This is a genomic window from Flavobacterium sp. (genome assembly GCF_044369455.1).
In the GTDB taxonomy this organism is placed as follows: domain Bacteria; phylum Bacteroidota; class Bacteroidia; order Flavobacteriales; family Flavobacteriaceae; genus Flavobacterium.
Genome location: NZ_JBIPLW010000001.1, coordinates 439,828 through 459,472, shown reverse-complemented (window position 1 = coordinate 459,472; position 19,645 = coordinate 439,828). Strand labels below are relative to the sequence as shown.

General features: G+C 34.0%; 17 protein-coding genes. 6 read left to right on the top strand and 11 right to left on the bottom strand.

Annotated elements, in window-relative coordinates; all coding sequences use genetic code 11:
* Positions 1 to 16: 16 nt before the first annotated feature.
* From ACIQ2L_RS01970 to ACIQ2L_RS01945, 6 genes are all read right to left on the bottom strand, one after another.
* Complete coding sequence (locus ACIQ2L_RS01970; protein WP_396155897.1) at positions 17 to 2,401, bottom strand: TonB-dependent receptor; 2,385 nt, start codon at positions 2,399 to 2,401, stop codon at positions 17 to 19.
* A 46-nt stretch (positions 2,402 to 2,447) separates the two neighbouring features.
* The gene (locus tag ACIQ2L_RS01965) at positions 2,448 to 2,795 is read right to left on the bottom strand and encodes a hypothetical protein (protein ID WP_396155895.1); all 348 of its coding nucleotides are present in this window, start codon (positions 2,793 to 2,795) and stop codon (positions 2,448 to 2,450) included.
* Positions 2,796 to 2,969: 174 nt separating this feature from the next.
* Complete coding sequence (locus tag ACIQ2L_RS01960; RefSeq protein WP_396155893.1) at positions 2,970 to 3,959, bottom strand: aspartate-semialdehyde dehydrogenase; 990 nt, start codon at positions 3,957 to 3,959, stop codon at positions 2,970 to 2,972.
* A gap of 238 nt (positions 3,960 to 4,197) precedes the next feature.
* The gene (gene mscL / locus ACIQ2L_RS01955) at positions 4,198 to 4,566 is read right to left on the bottom strand and encodes a large conductance mechanosensitive channel protein MscL (protein ID WP_396155891.1); all 369 of its coding nucleotides are present in this window, start codon (positions 4,564 to 4,566) and stop codon (positions 4,198 to 4,200) included.
* A gap of 68 nt (positions 4,567 to 4,634) precedes the next feature.
* Positions 4,635 to 7,109 carry a bifunctional UDP-N-acetylmuramoyl-tripeptide:D-alanyl-D-alanine ligase/alanine racemase gene (locus ACIQ2L_RS01950; RefSeq protein ID WP_396155889.1) on the bottom strand — a complete coding sequence of 825 codons (2,475 nt, stop codon included), beginning with the start codon at positions 7,107 to 7,109 and terminating at the stop codon, positions 4,635 to 4,637.
* 9 nt (positions 7,110 to 7,118) lie between these two features.
* Positions 7,119 to 7,742 carry a thymidine kinase gene (locus tag ACIQ2L_RS01945; RefSeq protein ID WP_396155887.1) on the bottom strand — a complete coding sequence of 208 codons (624 nt, stop codon included), beginning with the start codon at positions 7,740 to 7,742 and terminating at the stop codon, positions 7,119 to 7,121.
* Positions 7,743 to 7,930: 188 nt separating this feature from the next.
* Here ACIQ2L_RS01945 and ACIQ2L_RS01940 point away from each other — a divergent pair, with 188 nt between their 5' ends.
* Positions 7,931 to 8,830 carry a hypothetical protein gene (locus ACIQ2L_RS01940; RefSeq protein WP_396155885.1) on the top strand — a complete coding sequence of 300 codons (900 nt, stop codon included), beginning with the start codon at positions 7,931 to 7,933 and terminating at the stop codon, positions 8,828 to 8,830.
* A gap of 46 nt (positions 8,831 to 8,876) precedes the next feature.
* On the top strand, positions 8,877 to 9,572 hold the full coding sequence (gene rsmI / locus ACIQ2L_RS01935; protein WP_396155883.1) for a 16S rRNA (cytidine(1402)-2'-O)-methyltransferase: 696 nt from the start codon (positions 8,877 to 8,879) through the stop codon (positions 9,570 to 9,572).
* A 68-nt stretch (positions 9,573 to 9,640) separates the two neighbouring features.
* Here rsmI and ade read toward each other — a convergent pair whose 3' ends face one another.
* Positions 9,641 to 11,263 carry an adenine deaminase gene (gene ade, locus ACIQ2L_RS01930; RefSeq protein WP_396155881.1) on the bottom strand — a complete coding sequence of 541 codons (1,623 nt, stop codon included), beginning with the start codon at positions 11,261 to 11,263 and terminating at the stop codon, positions 9,641 to 9,643.
* Between the two features lie 172 nt (positions 11,264 to 11,435).
* Here ade and recJ point away from each other — a divergent pair, with 172 nt between their 5' ends.
* Positions 11,436 to 13,136 carry a single-stranded-DNA-specific exonuclease RecJ gene (recJ, locus tag ACIQ2L_RS01925; RefSeq protein WP_396155879.1) on the top strand — a complete coding sequence of 567 codons (1,701 nt, stop codon included), beginning with the start codon at positions 11,436 to 11,438 and terminating at the stop codon, positions 13,134 to 13,136.
* Between the two features lie 39 nt (positions 13,137 to 13,175).
* On the opposite strand, the gene ACIQ2L_RS01920 is transcribed toward recJ, so the two are convergent.
* The 3 genes from ACIQ2L_RS01920 to ACIQ2L_RS01910 all read right to left on the bottom strand — a co-directional run bounded on the left by ACIQ2L_RS01920 (position 13,176) and on the right by ACIQ2L_RS01910 (position 15,475).
* Positions 13,176 to 13,931 carry a UDP-2,3-diacylglucosamine diphosphatase gene (locus tag ACIQ2L_RS01920; RefSeq protein ID WP_396155877.1) on the bottom strand — a complete coding sequence of 252 codons (756 nt, stop codon included), beginning with the start codon at positions 13,929 to 13,931 and terminating at the stop codon, positions 13,176 to 13,178.
* A 50-nt stretch (positions 13,932 to 13,981) separates the two neighbouring features.
* Positions 13,982 to 14,431 carry a 6-pyruvoyl trahydropterin synthase family protein gene (locus tag ACIQ2L_RS01915; RefSeq protein ID WP_396155876.1) on the bottom strand — a complete coding sequence of 150 codons (450 nt, stop codon included), beginning with the start codon at positions 14,429 to 14,431 and terminating at the stop codon, positions 13,982 to 13,984.
* Between the two features lie 213 nt (positions 14,432 to 14,644).
* Complete coding sequence (locus ACIQ2L_RS01910) at positions 14,645 to 15,475, bottom strand: Omp28-related outer membrane protein (RefSeq protein ID WP_396155874.1); 831 nt, start codon at positions 15,473 to 15,475, stop codon at positions 14,645 to 14,647.
* Between the two features lie 100 nt (positions 15,476 to 15,575).
* On the opposite strand from ACIQ2L_RS01910, the gene ACIQ2L_RS01905 reads away from it, so the two are divergent.
* The 3 genes from ACIQ2L_RS01905 to ACIQ2L_RS01895 are packed head-to-tail and all read left to right on the top strand — an operon-like array spanning position 15,576 to position 18,814.
* On the top strand, positions 15,576 to 16,055 hold the full coding sequence (locus ACIQ2L_RS01905) for a TlpA family protein disulfide reductase (RefSeq protein WP_396155872.1): 480 nt from the start codon (positions 15,576 to 15,578) through the stop codon (positions 16,053 to 16,055).
* Entirely contained in the window at positions 16,056 to 17,732 is a 1,677-nt protein-coding gene (locus tag ACIQ2L_RS01900) for a DUF6029 family protein (protein ID WP_396155870.1), read from the top strand.
* A gap of 11 nt (positions 17,733 to 17,743) precedes the next feature.
* On the top strand, positions 17,744 to 18,814 hold the full coding sequence (locus ACIQ2L_RS01895) for a hypothetical protein (protein ID WP_396155868.1): 1,071 nt from the start codon (positions 17,744 to 17,746) through the stop codon (positions 18,812 to 18,814).
* A 51-nt stretch (positions 18,815 to 18,865) separates the two neighbouring features.
* On the opposite strand, the gene ACIQ2L_RS01890 is transcribed toward ACIQ2L_RS01895, so the two are convergent.
* On the bottom strand, positions 18,866 to 19,600 hold the full coding sequence (locus tag ACIQ2L_RS01890; protein ID WP_396155866.1) for a T9SS type A sorting domain-containing protein: 735 nt from the start codon (positions 19,598 to 19,600) through the stop codon (positions 18,866 to 18,868).
* Positions 19,601 to 19,645: the final 45 nt, after the last annotated feature.

The following is a 19,645-nucleotide window of genomic DNA, read 5'->3' as shown; positions in this document are numbered from 1 at the left end:
TTTAAATGTTTTAGTTTTAATAATTAATTTTTAATTGAATTTGAAAGTTTCTACCCATTTCATCGGCATAGAAACGTTGCCTGTTTAAATAATCTCTGTATTTTGTATCAAAAAGGTTAAATACAGAAAAACCTAGTGTTGCCATAGCGTGTTCGGAAGTTTTAAATTGTATATCAGATGAAAAGTGTAAAAGATGATATCCTGGCGGCGGTGTACTGATATCAACTTCAACGGGAGTTAACTCATTGTTTACAATAATATTGGTTGTAAAATTGTTATTTGGGAATTGTGTTTGTTGAAACATAATTTCGCTTTGTAATTCAAGATTGAGATTACACCATTCTTTTTTAGCAAACAGAAGTCTATTGTTAATATTTAGCGGAGGCATATCGATTAAAGCACCATCTTTTGATTTGTCTTTTCCGTTTACGTAGGAAGCTAAAAGCCTATGCTGCCAATGTTCATTGATTTGCCATTCTGAATAAAAGTCAATTCCAGTTAACAAGGCATTAGTTTGCTCATATTCCCACACTGGAAAATCGCCGCGGGTAGTTTTTTCAAAATCGGTTGGTTTTAAAAACATAAAATCTTCAACATAGTTTAAAAACGGATTGATGGTAATCTTGAAATTTGTCCATTTTTTTTGCAACGAAGTCCCAATCTTATTTGACTTTTCTTGTTGTAATCGCAAATCCCCCAATTCAATCATACCAGTAGAATGATGTAAACCATCACTAAAAAATTCGGATGGATTTGGATTTCTAACGGCACGACTTACATTAAAATACCAGTCAAATTCTTTTCCAAAGGAATATTGTGTTCCAATACTTGCTGAAAAGTTATGGAACGTATAGGAAGGTTTGGTCAACCATTGGGTTTGTGTTTCATTTTCTCCTACAATAAACGAGTCAAACTCTGGACTATAGTTTCTTTCGGCCCATCTTGTTTTTTTGTAGTACTTGGTAGCTTCAATAGTTGAAAAATCATATCGAATTCCCGCTTCAACAGAAAAATTCGTCGTAAAATGTTTGTCAACAATAGCATATACTCCAGCATCTATTTTGTTATAACTGGGTATTAAAGGAGAAACACCCGTGTTAGGACTGGCAGCATTATTTTGATAAGAACCCGAAAACCCTGCTTTATAGTCCCAAGTTTCTTTGCTTAATTTGTAATCGGCATTCAAAGTGTTCGTCATTAAGTTTAAACTTAATGCTGGTCTTGAATCGGAAATTCCAGTTCTTGTATCAAATTCTTCCCGGTTATTGAATTGAAAAGCATATTGCAAACTAATGGATTCTCTGTCTTTGAAGTAATAATTATAATTGAATTTAGCCAAATGATGTTGTACTTTTTGCCTTGGATTTTTAATCGAATGGGTAAAATCGTTAATAACATATGGGATTTGATTATTTATTGCATTAAACAAATCATTAACGTTTCCGATGTGCGAAGCACTTAAAATTGCTAATGTTGCATTATACAAACTGTAATACGAAGAAAAATCAAATTTCTTCCCTATATACTTCAAATCTCCCGAGAAATTTACTTCTCTATTTCCAGTATTTGATAAAACATAATTAGGAGATTCTCGATCGCCATAGTATTTTAGACTTGCTTGAGCATTCCAACTCCAATCGCAAAAATTTCCTTTATGCAAGCTCGAGGAAATTGTTCCGCCTCGTCCGTTGGATTCAGCTGTCATAATGGTTTTTCCGAAAAGCGTATCTTTCTTTACACTCAAAGGCTCAATGATTACAATTCCACCAATAGCATCACCGCCATATTGCAGTCCAGAAGCACCTTTTAAAACGGTTATTTTTCCAGCTGCATTTACATCAAAATTTGGCGCATGTTCCATTCCCCATTGTTGGTCTTCTAGTTTAACATTGTTGTTAAAAACAGGAACTCTATTGCTATGTAAACCATTAATTACAGGTTTTACAATGGTGCTACCACTTTTTAATATAGAAACGCCCGAAACCTCTTTGAGTACATTTCCTAAAGACTGACTACTGAATTTTTCAATAGTTTTTTCTTTAATTTTTTGTTCTAAAACGGAGTGATTGAAATAATTGTCTTTGTGTTTTAAGACAATTTCCTCTAATTGTTCCCTCTTTTGTATCATCTTAAAATTTAACTCAAGATCGCCACTAATTTCAATTATAGTATCAATGGGTTTATATCCAACATAAGTTATTAAAACCTTTGTAGATCCATTTGGAATATTCCGAATGCTATAAGAACCATCTTTTTTACTGTTGGTTGTTTTTGACGAAACATGAATATGACTTTTTTCTAATGCCACATTGTTTTCGTCGGTAATGTAACCACTTATTGTGTTTTGGCTATAAATTGTGCCAAAAAAAAATAAGCAAAAAAGAAAACATGTTTTTTGCATTTTGTAATTGTTTTAAATTTAATATACTCTTAGGAGTGCATAGAAATTAAACAATTGGAGGGCCGCGAAGTGAAAAAGAACTTCCGGTATAAAATAAAATGCTTTCGGAAGTGTTTAAAAATGAAGGTTTGAAATAAAGTGAATTGTATTTTAAAGAAATAAGGGATGTTCTTATTTCTAAAGAAGAACTGAAGGTAAATTCACAAGTAAAACAATGCTCAAAGCCAAAATGTGCATGATTGATTTCGGTTTTATTGTGATTGTATTTGTGATTGCAATGTTTTGCTATAAATTGTTTTTCCAAATGACTCATAGCGTGAAACGATTGGAACAGTATTGCAAACAATACGACCAGTCCTAAAATTGTATTTACTATGAGAACTCTTTTTTTCATTAACTATATTCAGTATTCGGTTCGGCTTTAGCTTAGTAAGTTTGCAGTGTTTGAGCAAACAAAGTCTTACACAAAGGTACGTTATACCAAAGGAAAAACCGATTGGATTTAACAAATTTTATGATTTGATAAACCAAACGGTTATTTTATTTCCTCATTATAAATGGCGGTAATCTACACTAATTTATGCGCCATTAAATATTCCGCAATTTGAATCGTGTTAGTCGCAGCGCCTTTTCTTAAATTATCAGAAACAATCCACATGTTTAATGAGTTCGGCTGACTTTCATCACGGCGAATTCTACCCACAAACACATCGTCTTTACCTTGCGCATACAATGGCATCGGATAGGTATAGGTGTCGGTATTATCTTGAACTGTAACACCATCAGTGTGGTGTAGAATGTTTCGAATTTCATTGATGTCAAAATCATTCGAAAATTCGACATTTACTGCCTCGCTATGTCCGCCAACTACCGGAATTCGTATTGCAGTTGCCGTAACTGCAATTGTTTTGTCACCAATAATTTTTTGAGTTTCACGCACCAATTTCATCTCTTCTTTGGTGTACCCGTTAGCTTCAAAGCTGTCGCATTGTGGAATGGCATTTCTATGAATTTGATATTTATAGGCCATTTCACCTTGAACTCCGGCATATTCATTTTCTAATTGTTGCACTGCTTTTACACCAGTTCCAGTGATGGATTGATACGTAGAAACGATAACACGTTTGATGTTGTATTTTTTGTGCAATGGCGCTAAAACCATTACCATTTGAATGGTGGAACAGTTGGGATTGGCGATGATTTTATCGTCTTTGGTTAATTCGGAAGCATTGATTTCGGGTACGATTAATTTTTTACTCGGATCCATTCTCCAAGCTGATGAATTGTCGATTACGGTTGTTCCTGCTGCAGCAAATTTTGGTGCCCATTCTAACGAAGTTTCACCACCAGCTGAAAACAATGCAATATCAGCTTTCCTATCCACAGCGGTTTGTAACCCCACTACTTTATAGGTCTTTCCTTTGAATTCTATTTCTTTTCCAACAGATTTTTCGGAAGCCACAGGAATTAATTCCGTCACCGGAAAATTTCTTTCGGCCAAAACTTGAAGCATTACCTCACCAACCATTCCGGTTGCACCAACAACAGCAACTTTCATATTTTTATCTATTTATTTTTGAAGTACAAAAGTATGTAGAAAAAAGAGAATAGAATATAGAAAAAAGAAGGAAATGCAGATAGGTTCTCACTAGCCCCGATAAGAGCCTTTTTTGAAAAAAAAGATATAGCGGATAGCGGGAGGATACTTCCTGATTAAACGGATGCCGTGCTCCAAATATAAAAAAAAGACCCTGAAACGAGTTCAGGGTTAAATTAGAATATGCTATGTAGCGGTATTATTTTTTTAATAAATCTCTAATTTGAGTAAGCAATTCTTCTTGTGTTGGGCCGGCTGGAGCAGCTTCTTCTTTTTTCTTCATGCTATTTATTCCTTTTACCATGATGAAAATTACAAAAGCAATAACAAGAAAACTGATTACAGCAGCAAGGAATTTTCCGTAAAGAATTCCGCCTCCTGTTTTTAAATCGGCTAAGTTTTCTACTTGTGCCGCTTTGAGGGCTGGATTTAATAATGCTGGCGTAATCACATCGGCTACTAATGAATTTACAATGGCGCCAAAAGCGGCTCCAATGATTACCCCAACGGCCAAATCCATGGCATTACCTTTTGCAATAAAGTCTTTAAATTCTGAAATCATTCCCATATTTGTTTTGTTTTTATTTGGTTAATAGAGCACTAAAATAATAAAATTTTAAATAGTTCAAAAAAAAATTATTCTCTAAAAAAAACGCGCTTTACTCGTTGCGAAATACTCGTCAAAATTTCATAAGGAATTGTATTGAGCTTTTTAGCCATGAAGTTAACCGTAGGGTTTTCTCCAAAAATGATAACGGTGTTTCCTTCTTTGCAATCAATGCCAGTTATATTAACCATAAGCATATCCATGCATATACTTCCTATAATTTTGGCGGGGGTATTATTTATTAATACGTAACCAACACCCTGTCCCCAAGCTCTACTAATGCCATCTGCATACCCAATGGGGATAGTAGCTATTTTGGTTGTTTCAGTAGCTATAAATCTTCTGCCATATCCTACACTTTCGTCTTTTTCAATAGTTCGGATTTGTGAGATTACTGACTTTAAAGTGCCCACAATTTCTAACTCTTTTTGTTCTTCTGCATCATTTGAAATGCCATATAATCCTATTCCTAGTCGCACCATATCGTATTGCGCTTCAGGGTAATTGGTAATGCCTGAGGTGTTTAAAATATGACGAATTAGCTTTGCTCCGTTCGCCGTTGGCTCGGGTGGGTTTATCTTTAATTCAGTTTGTAGTTGTGTTGACAATTTTTCAAACAAAGCGATTTGGGATTTTGAAAAGGCGTCATGTTTCAAATCGTCACTGGTTGCCATGTGTGATAAAATGCTTTTGATTTGAACATTATTTTTTCCTTTAAGAATTTGAATTAACTCGGGTAAGTTTTCTTCTTCAAATCCCAAACGGTGCATTCCGGTGTCGATTTTTATATGAATCGGAAAATGTTGAAGTTTCTTTTGTTCGGCAATTTTCAGAAACGATTTCAATCCTTTTATCGAATAAATTTCAGGTTCTAGTTGATGCTGAATGATTGCGGAAAAACTTGTTGTTTCTGGATTCAACACCATTATTGGCACTGTAATTCCAGCATTTTTAAGCGAAATTCCTTCATCGGCGAAAGCCACACCCAGATAATCCACTTTGTGATGTTCGAGTAACTTCGCTATTTCAAATCCACCATTACCATAACCAAAAGCTTTGACCATGACCATCATTTTAGTTTTTGGAGCTAGTTTTGATTTGTAAAAATTGAGGTTATGACTGATAGCGTTCAGGTTAATTTCTAAAACCGTTTCATGTGTTTTTTCTTCGAGCATGGAAACGATTTCTTCGAAGTGAAAATTCCGCGCACCTTTAATTAAAATAGTTTCATTTTCAAAACTTAGGCTTTCAAAAGCATTTATAAAATCGGAGACATTTGTAAATGTAATGCAATTAATAAACTTGCTTTTGTATCGTGAAATCGTTTCTCCAATACCAATCACACGGTTAATTTTATTGGAAATAATAAGCTGGGAGACTTTTGAATACAACTCATCATTACTTAAACCGCTCTGAAAAATATCGGAAAGAATTAGTGTTTTCTTTTTATGTTGCTTTTGATTTTCTAAAAAGTCTAACGCAATTTTCAACGATTGAAAATCAGAACTGTAGCTGTCATCAATAATTGTTGTATTGTTGATTCCATTTTTAACTTTCAAACGCATTTCAACAGGATATAATAGCGCCATTCGAGTTTGAATGGTTTTTTGATTATACCCAAAATAAAGCATCACCATCATACAATGAATCGCATTTTCTAGCGATGCTTGATCTTGAAAAGGAATGTTTATTGTGAAAGTATCTTCTCTGTAGGTAACATTCAATTCGGTTAGTTCGCCTTTATTTTTCTTAGTAATAAATACATCCGCACTTTTATCATCAGAACACCAGCTAAACTGTTTTATTTTTGGATTTATAAATGCGCTAATGGTTTTGTTTTTATTTAAAATTAAAATAGTAACAGTTGAAAACAATTTTAGTTTTTCTTTTATTTTCTCCGCTGCGCTCGAAAACCCTTCGTCATGCGCCGAACCAATGTTAGTAAGAATGCCTATCGTGGGTTGAATTATTTTCTGTAATTTCTCCATTTCGTGCATTTGAGAAATTCCAGCTTCAAAAATCCCGAGGTTGTGATTTTCATTGATGCCGAGTATTGAAAGCGGCACACCCACTTGTGAGTTGTAACTTTTTGGACTTCGAATAATATTAAAATCGGGACTTAATAAGAAATTCAACCACTCTTTAATAATGGTTTTTCCGTTGCTTCCGGTAATTCCAATTATTGGGAAATCAAATTGGCTGCGATAAAAAGCGGCAAAATTTTGTAGCGCCTCAAGGGTGTTTTCAACCACCAAAAAATTTCCTTTTCCTTTTACGTTCTCAGGAATTCTTGTGACTACAAAATGGTGAACGTTTTTGGCAATCAATTCTTCTATATACTGATGCCCATCATGATTTGGGCCTAAAAGGGCAAAGAATAAGGTGTTTTCATCATTTTGTAACGAACGGCTGTCAATGGAAATAGAATCGATAATGGCTACATCATTTTGACCAATCCAATTGGCTTTGATGATGGGAATAATATTTCGTATAGTTAAAGTCAAGCTTTGGGTTTATTTTTTTTCTTTTGACAAATGTTCGGCATCTTTAACCTCCATATTTTGTCGTATCGCGTTGAAATATGCAGCACGACTTAATGGTTCATATTCTTCGTTTTCGCCCAGCATGACTAATTTGTCATTGTCATTTTTTCTAAAACTATAATGTGCTAAATTTCCGGTGCGAGTGCATACCGCATGTACTTTGGTTACATATTCTGCTGTTGCCATTAGTGCTGGCATTGGGCCAAAAGGATTTCCTTTAAAATCCATATCCAATCCTGCTACAATAACTCGAATTCCTGAATTGGCTAAATCATTACAAACAGAAACAATTTCATCGTCAAAAAATTGGGCTTCATCTATGCCGACCACATCGCAACCTTGTGCTAAAATTCTAATATTGGTTGCTGCAGGAACGGGTGTTGATCGAATTTCGTTTTTGTTGTGAGAAACGACCATTTCTTCATCATAACGCGTATCGATAGAAGGTTTGAAAATTTCTACTTTCTGTTTGGCAAATTGAGCTCTTTTTAAACGACGTATTAATTCTTCGGTTTTCCCCGAAAACATTGAACCACAGATGACTTCTATCCACCCAAATTGTTCTTTATGATTTACTGTATTTTCGAGAAACATTTTGTATTTTTCTTGCGCTAAAAATGAATAGTTTTTATTACTTTGTACCGATTGCAAACCGACTTAAAATTTTCCTATTTTTACGTCGATTCAAATGTAGAAAAATTTTAATTAAGGGAACTTCTTCGAAAGAGGAAATAAATTGATTAAGACGAAAATAAACTAAAGTATTAGCAATTTCAAATAATATGAAAAAAAGATTAGAATCTGAATTAATCAGCATTGCTCACCGAATTTTAAAGCTTAAAAATAAGTCGGAAGTCGATCAGCTCTATAAAGAAACTCAAAAATTATACGAAACGCTAACCGTTTTAAAGTTTTACCAGGACAATTTTGAATCCGTAAAATCAGATGTAACCGAAGATGTTTTAGAAGAAAAACTGGAGTTATCGATTCAATTACAAGAAACTGATGAACCAATAGTCGACGTAAAAACTGTTGTTGAAGAACCTTTTGTTGAAGCAGCATCAGCAGTCGAAATCGAGGAAGAACAATCTGAAGCAGAAGAGGAAGAACTAACAGAGGAAGAAGTAACCGTTTCTGATGACCATGATGAAACTAAAGAAGTGGATGAAATACTGTTGGAGGAAGAACAAGTTGTTGATGAGTTTAAGTCAACATTTAGCCCAATATTTGAATTAGAAGTTGAAGAGGAAGAAATGCCTGAGACTGCGGAGACAGCATCTGAATTTAAGCCAGAAGACAAATCGATTGCCCTCGAAGATTTTTTAGGTGAAAACTATACAGATCCTGTTTTTGTAAAACCAAATGAAGTAGCATTATTTCCCTCAGATACCAATGAAGAAAACCCAGAAAATTTAGAAGAGACCAAGTCTACTTCTGTTAGTGAAACTTATTCAAAGTCAATTGCAATTGGATTAAACGATAGAATAGGTTTTGTACAACATCTTTTTAATAACAGTAACGAAGATTTTAATCGAGTGATTTCTCAATTAAACACTTTCAACACTTTTGAAGAAGCAAAAAGTTTCATTAATGAAATGGTAATTCCTGATTATGATTATTGGGTTGGTGAGGAAGATTATATGGAGCGATTTATGGAAATTGTTGAGAAGAAATTCCAATAGATACTGAAAATCTGAAATGAATTCAGAACAAGTAAATTCAGCATAAATGGCTAAACTTTATATAGTTCCCACGCCCATTGGCAATCTTGATGACATGACTTTCAGAGCGATTCGTGTTTTGAGAGAAGTGGATTTGATTTTAGCAGAAGACACTCGAACTAGCGGAAAACTTTTGAAACATTTCGAAATTGCTACTCATATGCATAGCCATCATATGCATAATGAACACAAAACCATTGCCAATTTAATTGCCCGCTTACAATCGGGAGAAACTATTGCCTTGATAAGTGATGCTGGAACGCCTGCCATTTCTGACCCAGGATTTTTGTTGACACGAGCTTGTGTCGACAACAATATTGAAGTTGATTGTTTACCTGGAGCTACCGCATTTGTTCCAGCCTTAGTGAATAGCGGTCTACCTAACGACCGTTTTGTTTTTGAAGGTTTTTTGCCCGAAAAAAAAGGAAGGCAAACCCGATTTTTGGCGTTAGCCGAAGAAGTTAGAACGATGATTTTTTATGTTTCGCCACATAAATTAGTAAAAACTTTGGCTGAATTTGTGCAGTATTTTGGAGAGGATAGATCAGTTTCCGTTTCTAGAGAACTATCAAAACTGCACGAAGAAACTATTCGCGGAACAACTGTTGAAGTACTCAAACATTTTGAAACCAAACCTCCGAAAGGTGAAATTGTTGTGGTAGTTGGAGGCAAAATTACAATCAAAGAAAAGAGTAAAGATTGATTTTTGGGCGTTGCCTTCGGCCGGGCTTTCGGCTGCACACGGTGCCTGCCTCAATCCCTAACGCAAAATTATTCCACTTCTAAATCTACAAACGAAAAACGATTCCCACTAAACAATCCTTTGTCCGATAATTTCAAATCGGGAATTACCAATAATGCCATGAATGATAAAGTCATAAATGGTGCTTTTAAACTGCTTCCCAATTCTTTTGCCATAGCGTCAATTTCTTGATACAATTTTCCGGTTTCCCAAGCGTCTTTAGTACTCATAATTCCGGCAACAGGAAGTGCCAACGATTTTTTATGGGAACCATTTACGGCACAAATTCCGCCTTTGTTTTCAATTATGATATTGACAGCATTACAGATTTCTTCATCGGAAGTACCAACCACAACGATATTATGGCAATCATGCGCTACGGAACTAGCAATCGCACCTTTTTTTAAGCCAAAATTTTTGATAAAAGCAATTGCAGGCAAAGCATTCTCATACCGATTAACAACCGCCATTTTTAGTATGTCATTTTCTATATCTGAAACGATTTTGCCATTGTTAATTTTCGGTTTGCAATGAATTTCATTAGTGATTAATTGTCCTTCTAGGGCTTCGATTACTCTGATTTTTTCGGCTGAACCCGAAATTTCGAAGTCGGTTATTTCTTTTTTAGACGTATTGAAATTATTAGGTTTTTCGAAATCAACGTATTTTACAAACGATTGTCCGTTTTCGGCAACGACTTCGCCATTAATATAGGTCTGCAACACTTTGAAATTGGTTAAATCTTCTACCACAATAAAATCAGCAGGGTCGTTTTCTTTTAACAAACCAACATCCATTTTATAATGATAAACCGGATTGATGCACGCCATTTGTAATACTTTAAATACATCAAACCCTTTGGCCACAGCTCTAGCGCAAAGTAAATTAATATGACCCACAATTAAATCATCAGGATGCTTGTCATCCGAACAAAACATCATGTTTTCAAAATGATCTGGGAGTAAATCAATCAAAGCTTCAAAGTTTTTAGCTGCACTTCCTTCACGAATAAGCACTTTCATTCCGAGTGATAATTTTTCTGCCGCTTCATCATAGGTAAAACATTCGTGATCTGTTGAGATTCCGGCAGAGATGTATTTATTAATTGGTTCACCGCGCAATCCAGGAGCATGACCATCAATGGGTTTTTTGAAATGTTTTGCCCAAGCTATTTTCTTCAACACTTCTTCATCATTAAATAAAACACCAGGATAGTTCATCATCTCGGACAAATAGTAAATATCCGGTAATGCCATTAATTCCATAATTTGTTCAGAATCAATAATCGCTCCAGCGGTTTCAAAAAAAGTGGCAGGAACACAAGATGGTGCTCCAAAGTGAAATTTCAACGGCACCTTTTTACCATTTTCAATCATAAAATGAACTCCAGCCACACCTAAAACATTGGCAATTTCATGCGGGTCAGAAATGGTTCCAACAGTTCCGTGCAATACGGCGATCTTAGCAAACTCAGAAGGCACCAGCATGGAACTTTCAATATGAATGTGAGCGTCTATAAAACCAGGTAGGATAAAGGAATTAACAGTGTGTTGTTTTTCAATTATAGCACTAATTTTGCCATTTTCTACCGATAGTTCACCCGAATAAATTCGTTTGTTTTCGATATCTACAATTTGACCTTGAATTAGCATTTAATGGAGTTTTATATATCAAAAGTAACGAATATTATCAAGTTTTGTTTTAAACTTTAGCACGAATACAATTCTGTTTTTTTGTAGTATTTTTATATCTTTGAAGAAATTCATAAACCCACAATTGAATTATTCGTGCATTCGTGACATAAACCTATAATTCATTCAAAACATGCGTTGGACACTTAAACCAAAACCATCCCACAAAAAAGTACATTTATTAGCTGCCGAACTAAACGTGAGCGAACTCATAGCCACACTTTTAGTACAACGAGGTGTTGAAACTTTTGATCATGCGCGCCAGTTTTTCCGCCCGAGTTTAGATGATTTGCATAATCCGTATCTGATGAAAGATATGGACAAAGCGGTCAATAGAATTGAAACAGCCATTGAAAACGGAGAAAATATTTTGGTTTTTGGCGATTATGATGTCGATGGCACTACAGCGGTTTCATTGGTTTCATCCTATCTGAAAAGTTATTATCCGAATGTGGCGACTTACATTCCAGACCGTTACGATGAAGGTTATGGCATTTCGTATAAAGGCATTGACTTTGCAGATGATAACGGTTTTACACTGATTATAGCATTGGATTGTGGTATAAAATCTATAGAACACATAGCATACGCCAAAGAAAAAAGTATCGATTTTATCATTTGCGACCACCATCGCCCTGGAAACATTTTACCAAATGCAGTTGCAATTCTCGACCCAAAACGGGGAGATTGTTCGTATCCTTACGATGAGTTATGTGGATGCGGCATTGGTTTCAAATTGACACAAGCTTTGGGAGAAAACAGAAAGCAAACGATAGACGATTTACTGATTTATCTCGATTTGGTTGCAACGGCAATTGCTGCTGATATTGTTCCGATGACAGGTGAGAATCGAATTTTGGCTAAGTTTGGATTGGAAGTTATTAATACAAATCCACGTCCTGGAATTAAAGCATTAATCAAAAACGTAAAGAAAAAAGTTTTAACGATTACAGATGTCGTTTTTATTATAGCACCAAGAATTAACGCAGCCGGAAGAATAAAACATGGTAACGAAGCCGTAGCATTATTAACAGAATACGACTTAGACCAAGCTGAAAAATTTGCTTCCGAAATTGAACAACACAATTCCGAACGAAAAGATTTAGACAAACAAATCACCATTGAAGCGCTAGACCAAATTGAATTAAATGGTGAAGAGGGAAAATTCACTACTGTTGTTTATGACGAAAACTGGCATAAAGGCGTCATCGGAATTGTAGCTTCTCGACTGACAGAAACCTATTATCGTCCTACGATTGTCTTTACTAAAAGTGGTGATAAATTGGCTGCTTCGGCACGTTCGGTGAAAGATTTTGATGTTTATAATGCGTTGGAAGCTTGTGCGGAACATCTCGAACAATTCGGCGGACACATGTATGCCGCAGGAATGACATTAAAAGAAGAAAATTATATTGTCTTCAAAAATGCTTTTGAAAAAGAAGTGGAAAAAACCATTTCTCCTGATTTATTAATTCCGGAAATATCGGTTGATGCTGAAATAGAGTTATCCGATATTAACGAAAAATTAATTCGGATTTTAAATCAGTTTGAACCTTTTGGTCCACAAAACATGACGCCAGTTTTTATGACCAAAGGAGTAAAAGATACGGGTTATGCCAAAGGAATTGGTCAAAATGAAGAACATATAAAGCTTTTTGTCAAACAGTCCCGAAGCTTCGGGAGTAGCGAAGGATTTGGGGCTATTGGTTTTGGATTGGGAAATAAATTGGAACTAACTAAAAACCAAAATCCATTTGATATGGCTTTTTGTATCGATGAAAACGAGTTTAACGGAAACGTTACAGTTCAGTTGCGATTGAAGGATTTGATATAATTTTTTACTCTGAACTCTGTTAGAGTTGAAAGTTGATTTCTATTTATACTCCTTCAATTCAAAACTTTCCCCATCAAAAACCCCATAGGTAAAGTAACCAATCCAATCGCCAAGGTTGATGTATTGCGAGTTTTCGCCAACGGTTAATACCATTGGTAAATGACGGTGACCAAAGATGAGGTAATTATAATGCTTGGTTTCGAGTTTTCGTTTGGAGTAAAGAACCAACCATTCATTTTCTTCACCCAAAAATTTTACATCGGCATCACCCGAAATCAGTTTGTTTTTTACGGATAAGTACTGCGCCAATTTTACACCCAAATCAGGATGCAACCAACGGAAAATCCATTTAGAAAGTGGATTGGTAAACACTTTTTTCATGCGTTTGTAGCCATTGTCTCCTGGTCCTTTTCCATCGCCATGACCAATTAAAAAAGTCTTGGAATTAAAAGTATATTCTTGATTGTCGTGGTACACAGGAATGTTCAATTCTTTTTCAAAATAATCAGTCATCCACAAATCGTGATTGCCCACGAAGAAGTAAATAGGAATGCCACTGTCCCGAATTTCAGCCAGTTTACCCAAAATTCTCACGAAACCTTTAGGTACTACCGTTTTATATTCAAACCAAAAATCAAATAAATCGCCCAAAAGGAAAATACATTCGGCATCCTGCTTTACTTCATCCAACCAAGCGACAAACTTTTGTTCACGAGGAACACTCGCTTCGGCAGTTGGTGCACCAAAGTGTTGGTCGGAGGCGAAATATATTTTTTTGTTGGGTGAAATTGTCATTTAAAATTCTTGATTAATAAAAGCACTTCGACTGCGCTCAGTGAGACAGCTTAGTTATCGGAAGCATACCATTCGGCAAACGAGGTTTCGGTTTCTTGAAGTTTTAAAGAATGAAGTTGAATCCCATTGGGTAAACGATTTTTTATCTTGTAGGCAAAATCAATTACCATGTTCTCACTTGTGGGTTGATAATCAACTAAAATTACATGATGACCACGATTGGAAAGTTCTTTTGCCAATTCAATGTGCGGGGTATTTTTATTGAAAACAGTGGCATGATCAAAAAGATCGACAATTTCTTCTCTCACAATTTTTTTCAAATCTGTAAAATCAATTACCATTCCGAATTTTACATTTGAAGCATCTAAAATTGGTTTGCCAATCACTGTAACCGAAAGTTTATAACTGTGCCCGTGCACGTTTTTGCATTTCCCATCATAGCCATAAAGCGCATGTCCTGTTTCGAAAGAAAATTGTTTAGTGATTCTGATGTTACTCATAAAGGATATATTAATGCCGTAAATTTACTAAAATAGTACAATAAATCGTTTTCTCTTTTTTTTGGCTTGTTATTCAGGGAATAAGCAACTGTAACAACGATTACAAAAGGGATATGAAAAAGATAATATGATGAATATAAATCATTTATATTCATCAAGTATAAATAAATAAGGTTGCCTTTTCGCAACTTTATTTTTAAGTATAAAATTTAATTATGGGTTTTCTTCAAATTCTTGATTCTCATTTGCGTGAGATGCTCGAGCGTTGATAGCTATATTATCTTCGCCTACAAGAAAAGCTACGAAATTAATATTGTCAGCATTTGCAATATTTGATGGAACTGGAATGGTAAAGTTTTTAGTAAATGAACTTCCTGCAGAAGTATTTCCTGAAATAGTTTCCCCTAGAATGTCAGTCATAGATGCTCTTAAAACATGGTTATGAATATAATTTGGAATTGGGTTCACATTGTCATAATAAGTTGTGTAGTTACGTTGGAAATACATAAGATCATCTTCTAAAAGATATACTACCAGTTTTAAGTTTGAGTAGTTTAAAGCAAACTTAACAGTAACATCAAGATTAATGTTTCCATTTTCAATGGTAGAATTCATAGCAATCCCTAAACCAGAATTGTTTCCCGTAAGATTTATAGCTTCTTGAACATTTGTGGGTTCTGGAAAGGTCCAAACAATCATTCGGTTTAATCTAGATACTGGTAAAGCTAGAGGACTATTTGGTAAAATTAAGTTTTTTAAAGGTGCAATTCCTGCAAAATGAAATGGATCATTACCATTGTGAATAGCAACCGTTACAGCTTTGTCACTTTGTTCATTAACTTGATCGATGGCATAAGAAACTCGCGTACAATTCCCACACCATGTTCCAGTATAATCTTCTATTAAAACTCTTTTTTTGAAGTATCCAGAAATAGGTGGTGTATCAATACCTCCATCAGGAATATTTTCAATTACTGCGGTATCACCACAAGAAACGAAAAACAAAACAAAAAACAATAAATTTATGATATATGTTTTTCTCATGTTTATTAATTTAAAAATGAATATAATAGTGCAAAAAAATAAAAAAAATTTCATATTCAATAACATTATTCATTTATTTGTGAAAATTATATACTAAACCATGAAATTATTTATTGTTAGCCTATTTTTTATAGGATTTAATTTAAACGCTCAAACTAATTTACCCGATGTCTCAATTTCTAATTTAGAGGGAAAAAAAATATCGTTGAAAACCGATTTTTCTGAAAAAGACAAATTATATGTTTACTCTTTTTGGGCCACATGGTGCACGCCTTGTATCAATGAATTAGACGAGATTAATGATTTACAAAAAACATGGAAAAAAGAAGTAAATTTTGATGTAATTGCGGTTTCTATTGATGATTCAAGAACTCAGAAAAGAGTTAAACCATTAACAAATGGGAAAGAATGGGAGTTTATTATTTTGCTAGATTCTAATCAGGATCTTAAAAGAGCACTGACCATAGTTAACGTACCTTATACAATAGTTGTTAAAAATAATATGATAGTTCATGTTCAAAATGGGTATGTGCCTGGGAACGAATTAGAATTGTTTGAAAAATTGAAATCTCTTAAATAAATGAAAAAGTTATATAGTTTTACTTTGCTTTTTCTTTTATCTATCTCAGTATTTTCTCAAGTTAATGGAAATTTATCAGGAGGATTTGAATCAAACATACAATGGTATTTAAATGATAAAGGGTTAAAAGATGAGTTCAATAATCCAACATCCCATCCAGATGAGCCATTAAGATCAAATAATTATTTGTTTCTTAATTATAATTATAAGAACTGGTCAGCCGGAATTCAAGGGGAAGCTTATGAGCAAAATGCCTTACTAAACTTAAATCCTAAATATAACGGGACCAATGTTGCAACCTATTTTATACAATATAAATCAGAAAAATTGGATATAACGGGAGGTTATTTTTATGAACAGTTTGGTAGTGGGTTGTTATTAAGAAGTTGGGAAGATAGAGCATTGGGAATTAATAATGCATTAAGAGGACTAAGAGTAATTTTTAAACCTACCAGTTTTATTACAATAAAATCATTGTATGGACGGCAAAGAACTGGTTTTGATGTAGCTGACAGTAAAATATATGGTTCTGATGTTGAGTTTGATTTAAAAACTCTTTTTAAATTTCAAACATCAGATTTAACTCTTGGTTTTAATTATGTAGGTCGAGATGAAAAATTAGATCTTCCGGATCAAAAATTTAATGATCTTACTAATGCGTTTGGGGGAAGAATAAGCTTCTCTCACAACTCTTACTACATTTCTTTTGAGATGAATTATAAAGCAGAAGATGCTGTTGTTCAGTTAAATAACCAAGTAAATAACAGATTGGTGAAGCCAGGGTCATCTTTTTTAATAAATACAGGATATTCTAAAAAAGGATTTGGAGTGGATGCCACTTTTAGAAGACTAGAAAATATGAGCTTCTTCTCTGAAAGAGGTGCAAAAGGCAATGAATTTAACGATAAAATAATGAACTTTATTCCTAGCTTAACGAAACAGCAACACTATAATTTAGCTAATATATATGTTTATCAAGCCCAGCCGGGTGTATTTATAGCGGATAAAGATTTATTGAAAGCTGGAGAAATAGGTGGGCAAATAGATGTGTTCTACGATATAAAAAAAGGAACTACTTTAGGAGGAAAAAATGGAATGAAAATCGCAGTTAATGCCTCAAATTGGAATGCTTTAAGCGGAACTTTTTATATTTTTAATCCACAAGATTATCAAACAGACTTCTTAAAGTTTGGTAAAAAATATTACACCGATTTTAGTATTGAGGTTACTAAAAAATGGAACAATAAATGGCAGTCGGCCTTTAGTTACATCAATCAATATTATAACAAACAGTTAGTCGAAGGAACAGATGGTGTTATTCATACGAATATTGCAGCAGCGGAAGCAACTTATAAGTTTACACCAACAAAATCAATACGTGTCGTTGGTGAACACATGTGGGCTGATTACGATAAGAAAAATTGGGCTAGTTCAACGGTTGAGTTTAATGCAAATTCTAAGTATTCTTTTTATGTTACGGATTTATATAACTATGGTAACGATTTGGAGTATCAGAGAAATCACTACTATAATTTTGGGGGTGCTTACAGAAAAAAAACTACTCGAATTGCCCTAAGTTACGGAAGACAACGCGGAGGTTTAGTTTGCGTTGGAGGAGTTTGTAGAAATGTTCCAGAAAGTTCAGGAGTTTCTTTGTCGTTAAACACATCGTTCTAAAAAAGTAAGAAATGAAAAGCTTAAAAATTGTTTTAGTATTATTTTTTTACTCTTTTTTATCGTGTAATAAAGAAGATTATACTGAAATAGAAACGTATGCTGTTGTGTTAGATTTAGCACAAGTGCCTTATCCAAAACTTTCGGATTACAAATTTTTTGAAGGTAATTTAAAAGATCAAAAACCTTCTTATGGTGTTATTCCTTATAAACCAAACAGCGAACTTTTTTCAGATTATGCACTAAAGAACAGATTTGTTTGGATGCCAAATGGTGTAAAAGCAACTTTTAACGGCGATGGTAATGTTCTTGAATTACCTGTAGGTGCAGCACTAATTAAAAATTTTTATTATAAAAATGTGCAACCCAATAACACTACTAAAATTATTGAAACTCGAATAATGATCAGAAAGTCTACAGGATGGATTTTTGCAAACTATATTTGGAATGATGAACAATCAGATGCCTTACTTACTACTCAAAGTACTGCCAGAGATTTAAGCTGGAAAGACGTTAACAATGTTGTTCATACTTTAAATTACAGAACACCAGAAGTTGATTTTGAATGTTTGCGATGCCATTCTACTTTTAACAATCAAATCATTAATCCGTTAGGCATTAAACCTCAAAACATTAACTACAATTTTAATTATGCGGATGGTTCAAAAAATCAATTGAACAAGCTAATAGAGTTTGGTTATTTAGAAAATAATTTACCCGATCAGATTAATTCAACGGTTGACTTTAATGACACTTCTAAATCACTAGATTTAAGAGTAAGGTCTTATTTTGATGCGAATTGCGCTCATTGTCATGAGAACGGTGGAGAAGCATCTTCACACAACTTGCGTTTTGCGTTTAATGAAACTATAAACCCAGTAAAAATGGGCGTTACTGCTCACGCTGCACATTATTTAGAAGGTTATAACAACGTTACAGTAACTCCAGGCAATGTAAATCTATCTATTTTGCATTACAGAATAAATACAGAAAATGATTTATTGTATATAATGCCACCTTTAACAAGAACAAAAAGACATACTGAAGCAGTACAATTAATTGAAACTTGGATAAATTCGTTATAAAAAAAAGGTTCAATTTATTGTTGAACCTTATTTTATGTTAAAAAAATGAAATTATTTTTTGACAATCTTTTTGTTTGATGAATTCCCTTCAGAATTTCTAAAATTAACTAAATAAATTCCAGAACTAAAATTGGAAACATCAATACTTTGAATTCCGTAATCCAAATTAGAATTAACTACTATTTTACCATTCAAATCATAAATACTCATTAGGGTAGGTTTAAGTACATCTAGAGTTAATTCGCTATCTACAATTGTTGATTTAATAATAACGCCGGAGTTTTGTAATTGGTTTACATCATCAATGGATAAATTTGGGTCATATCTATAAGTTACAGTTATAGAGTTACCCACTTCTGCTCCTCCTTGGGTTGCTTGATTAGTTTGAAAAAATTTAAATACAAAATCCATAGGAAAAACTCCGCTTCCTGTATTGTAATTTAAAAAATGATCAAAATTACCATTAGCGGCATTTGGAGCTAGAGTAAGTGCGACACTAGGGTAAACACCACCAAGAGTAACTTCTCCAATACATTCTTGACCAAAACAAAATTGAAAATTTAAACCATTATTATTAACTAAACTTTGGCATCTTGCCCAAACATTTGTAGTAGTTGTTCCGGTATTTCTAACTTTAAATTTAATCTCACTTGCATCACTGGTTACATTACTGGCCAATACAGTACCATTTACTATGGGAGAACCATCAGATGGTCTAGTCATAGTAATTTCTTGCGCAAAAGAAAACTGACTTATAAAAAGCGCTAATATGAATATTTTTTTCATAGTTTAATTTTTTAAATCTAAAAATAGCCATGCTTTCTTTAAAAG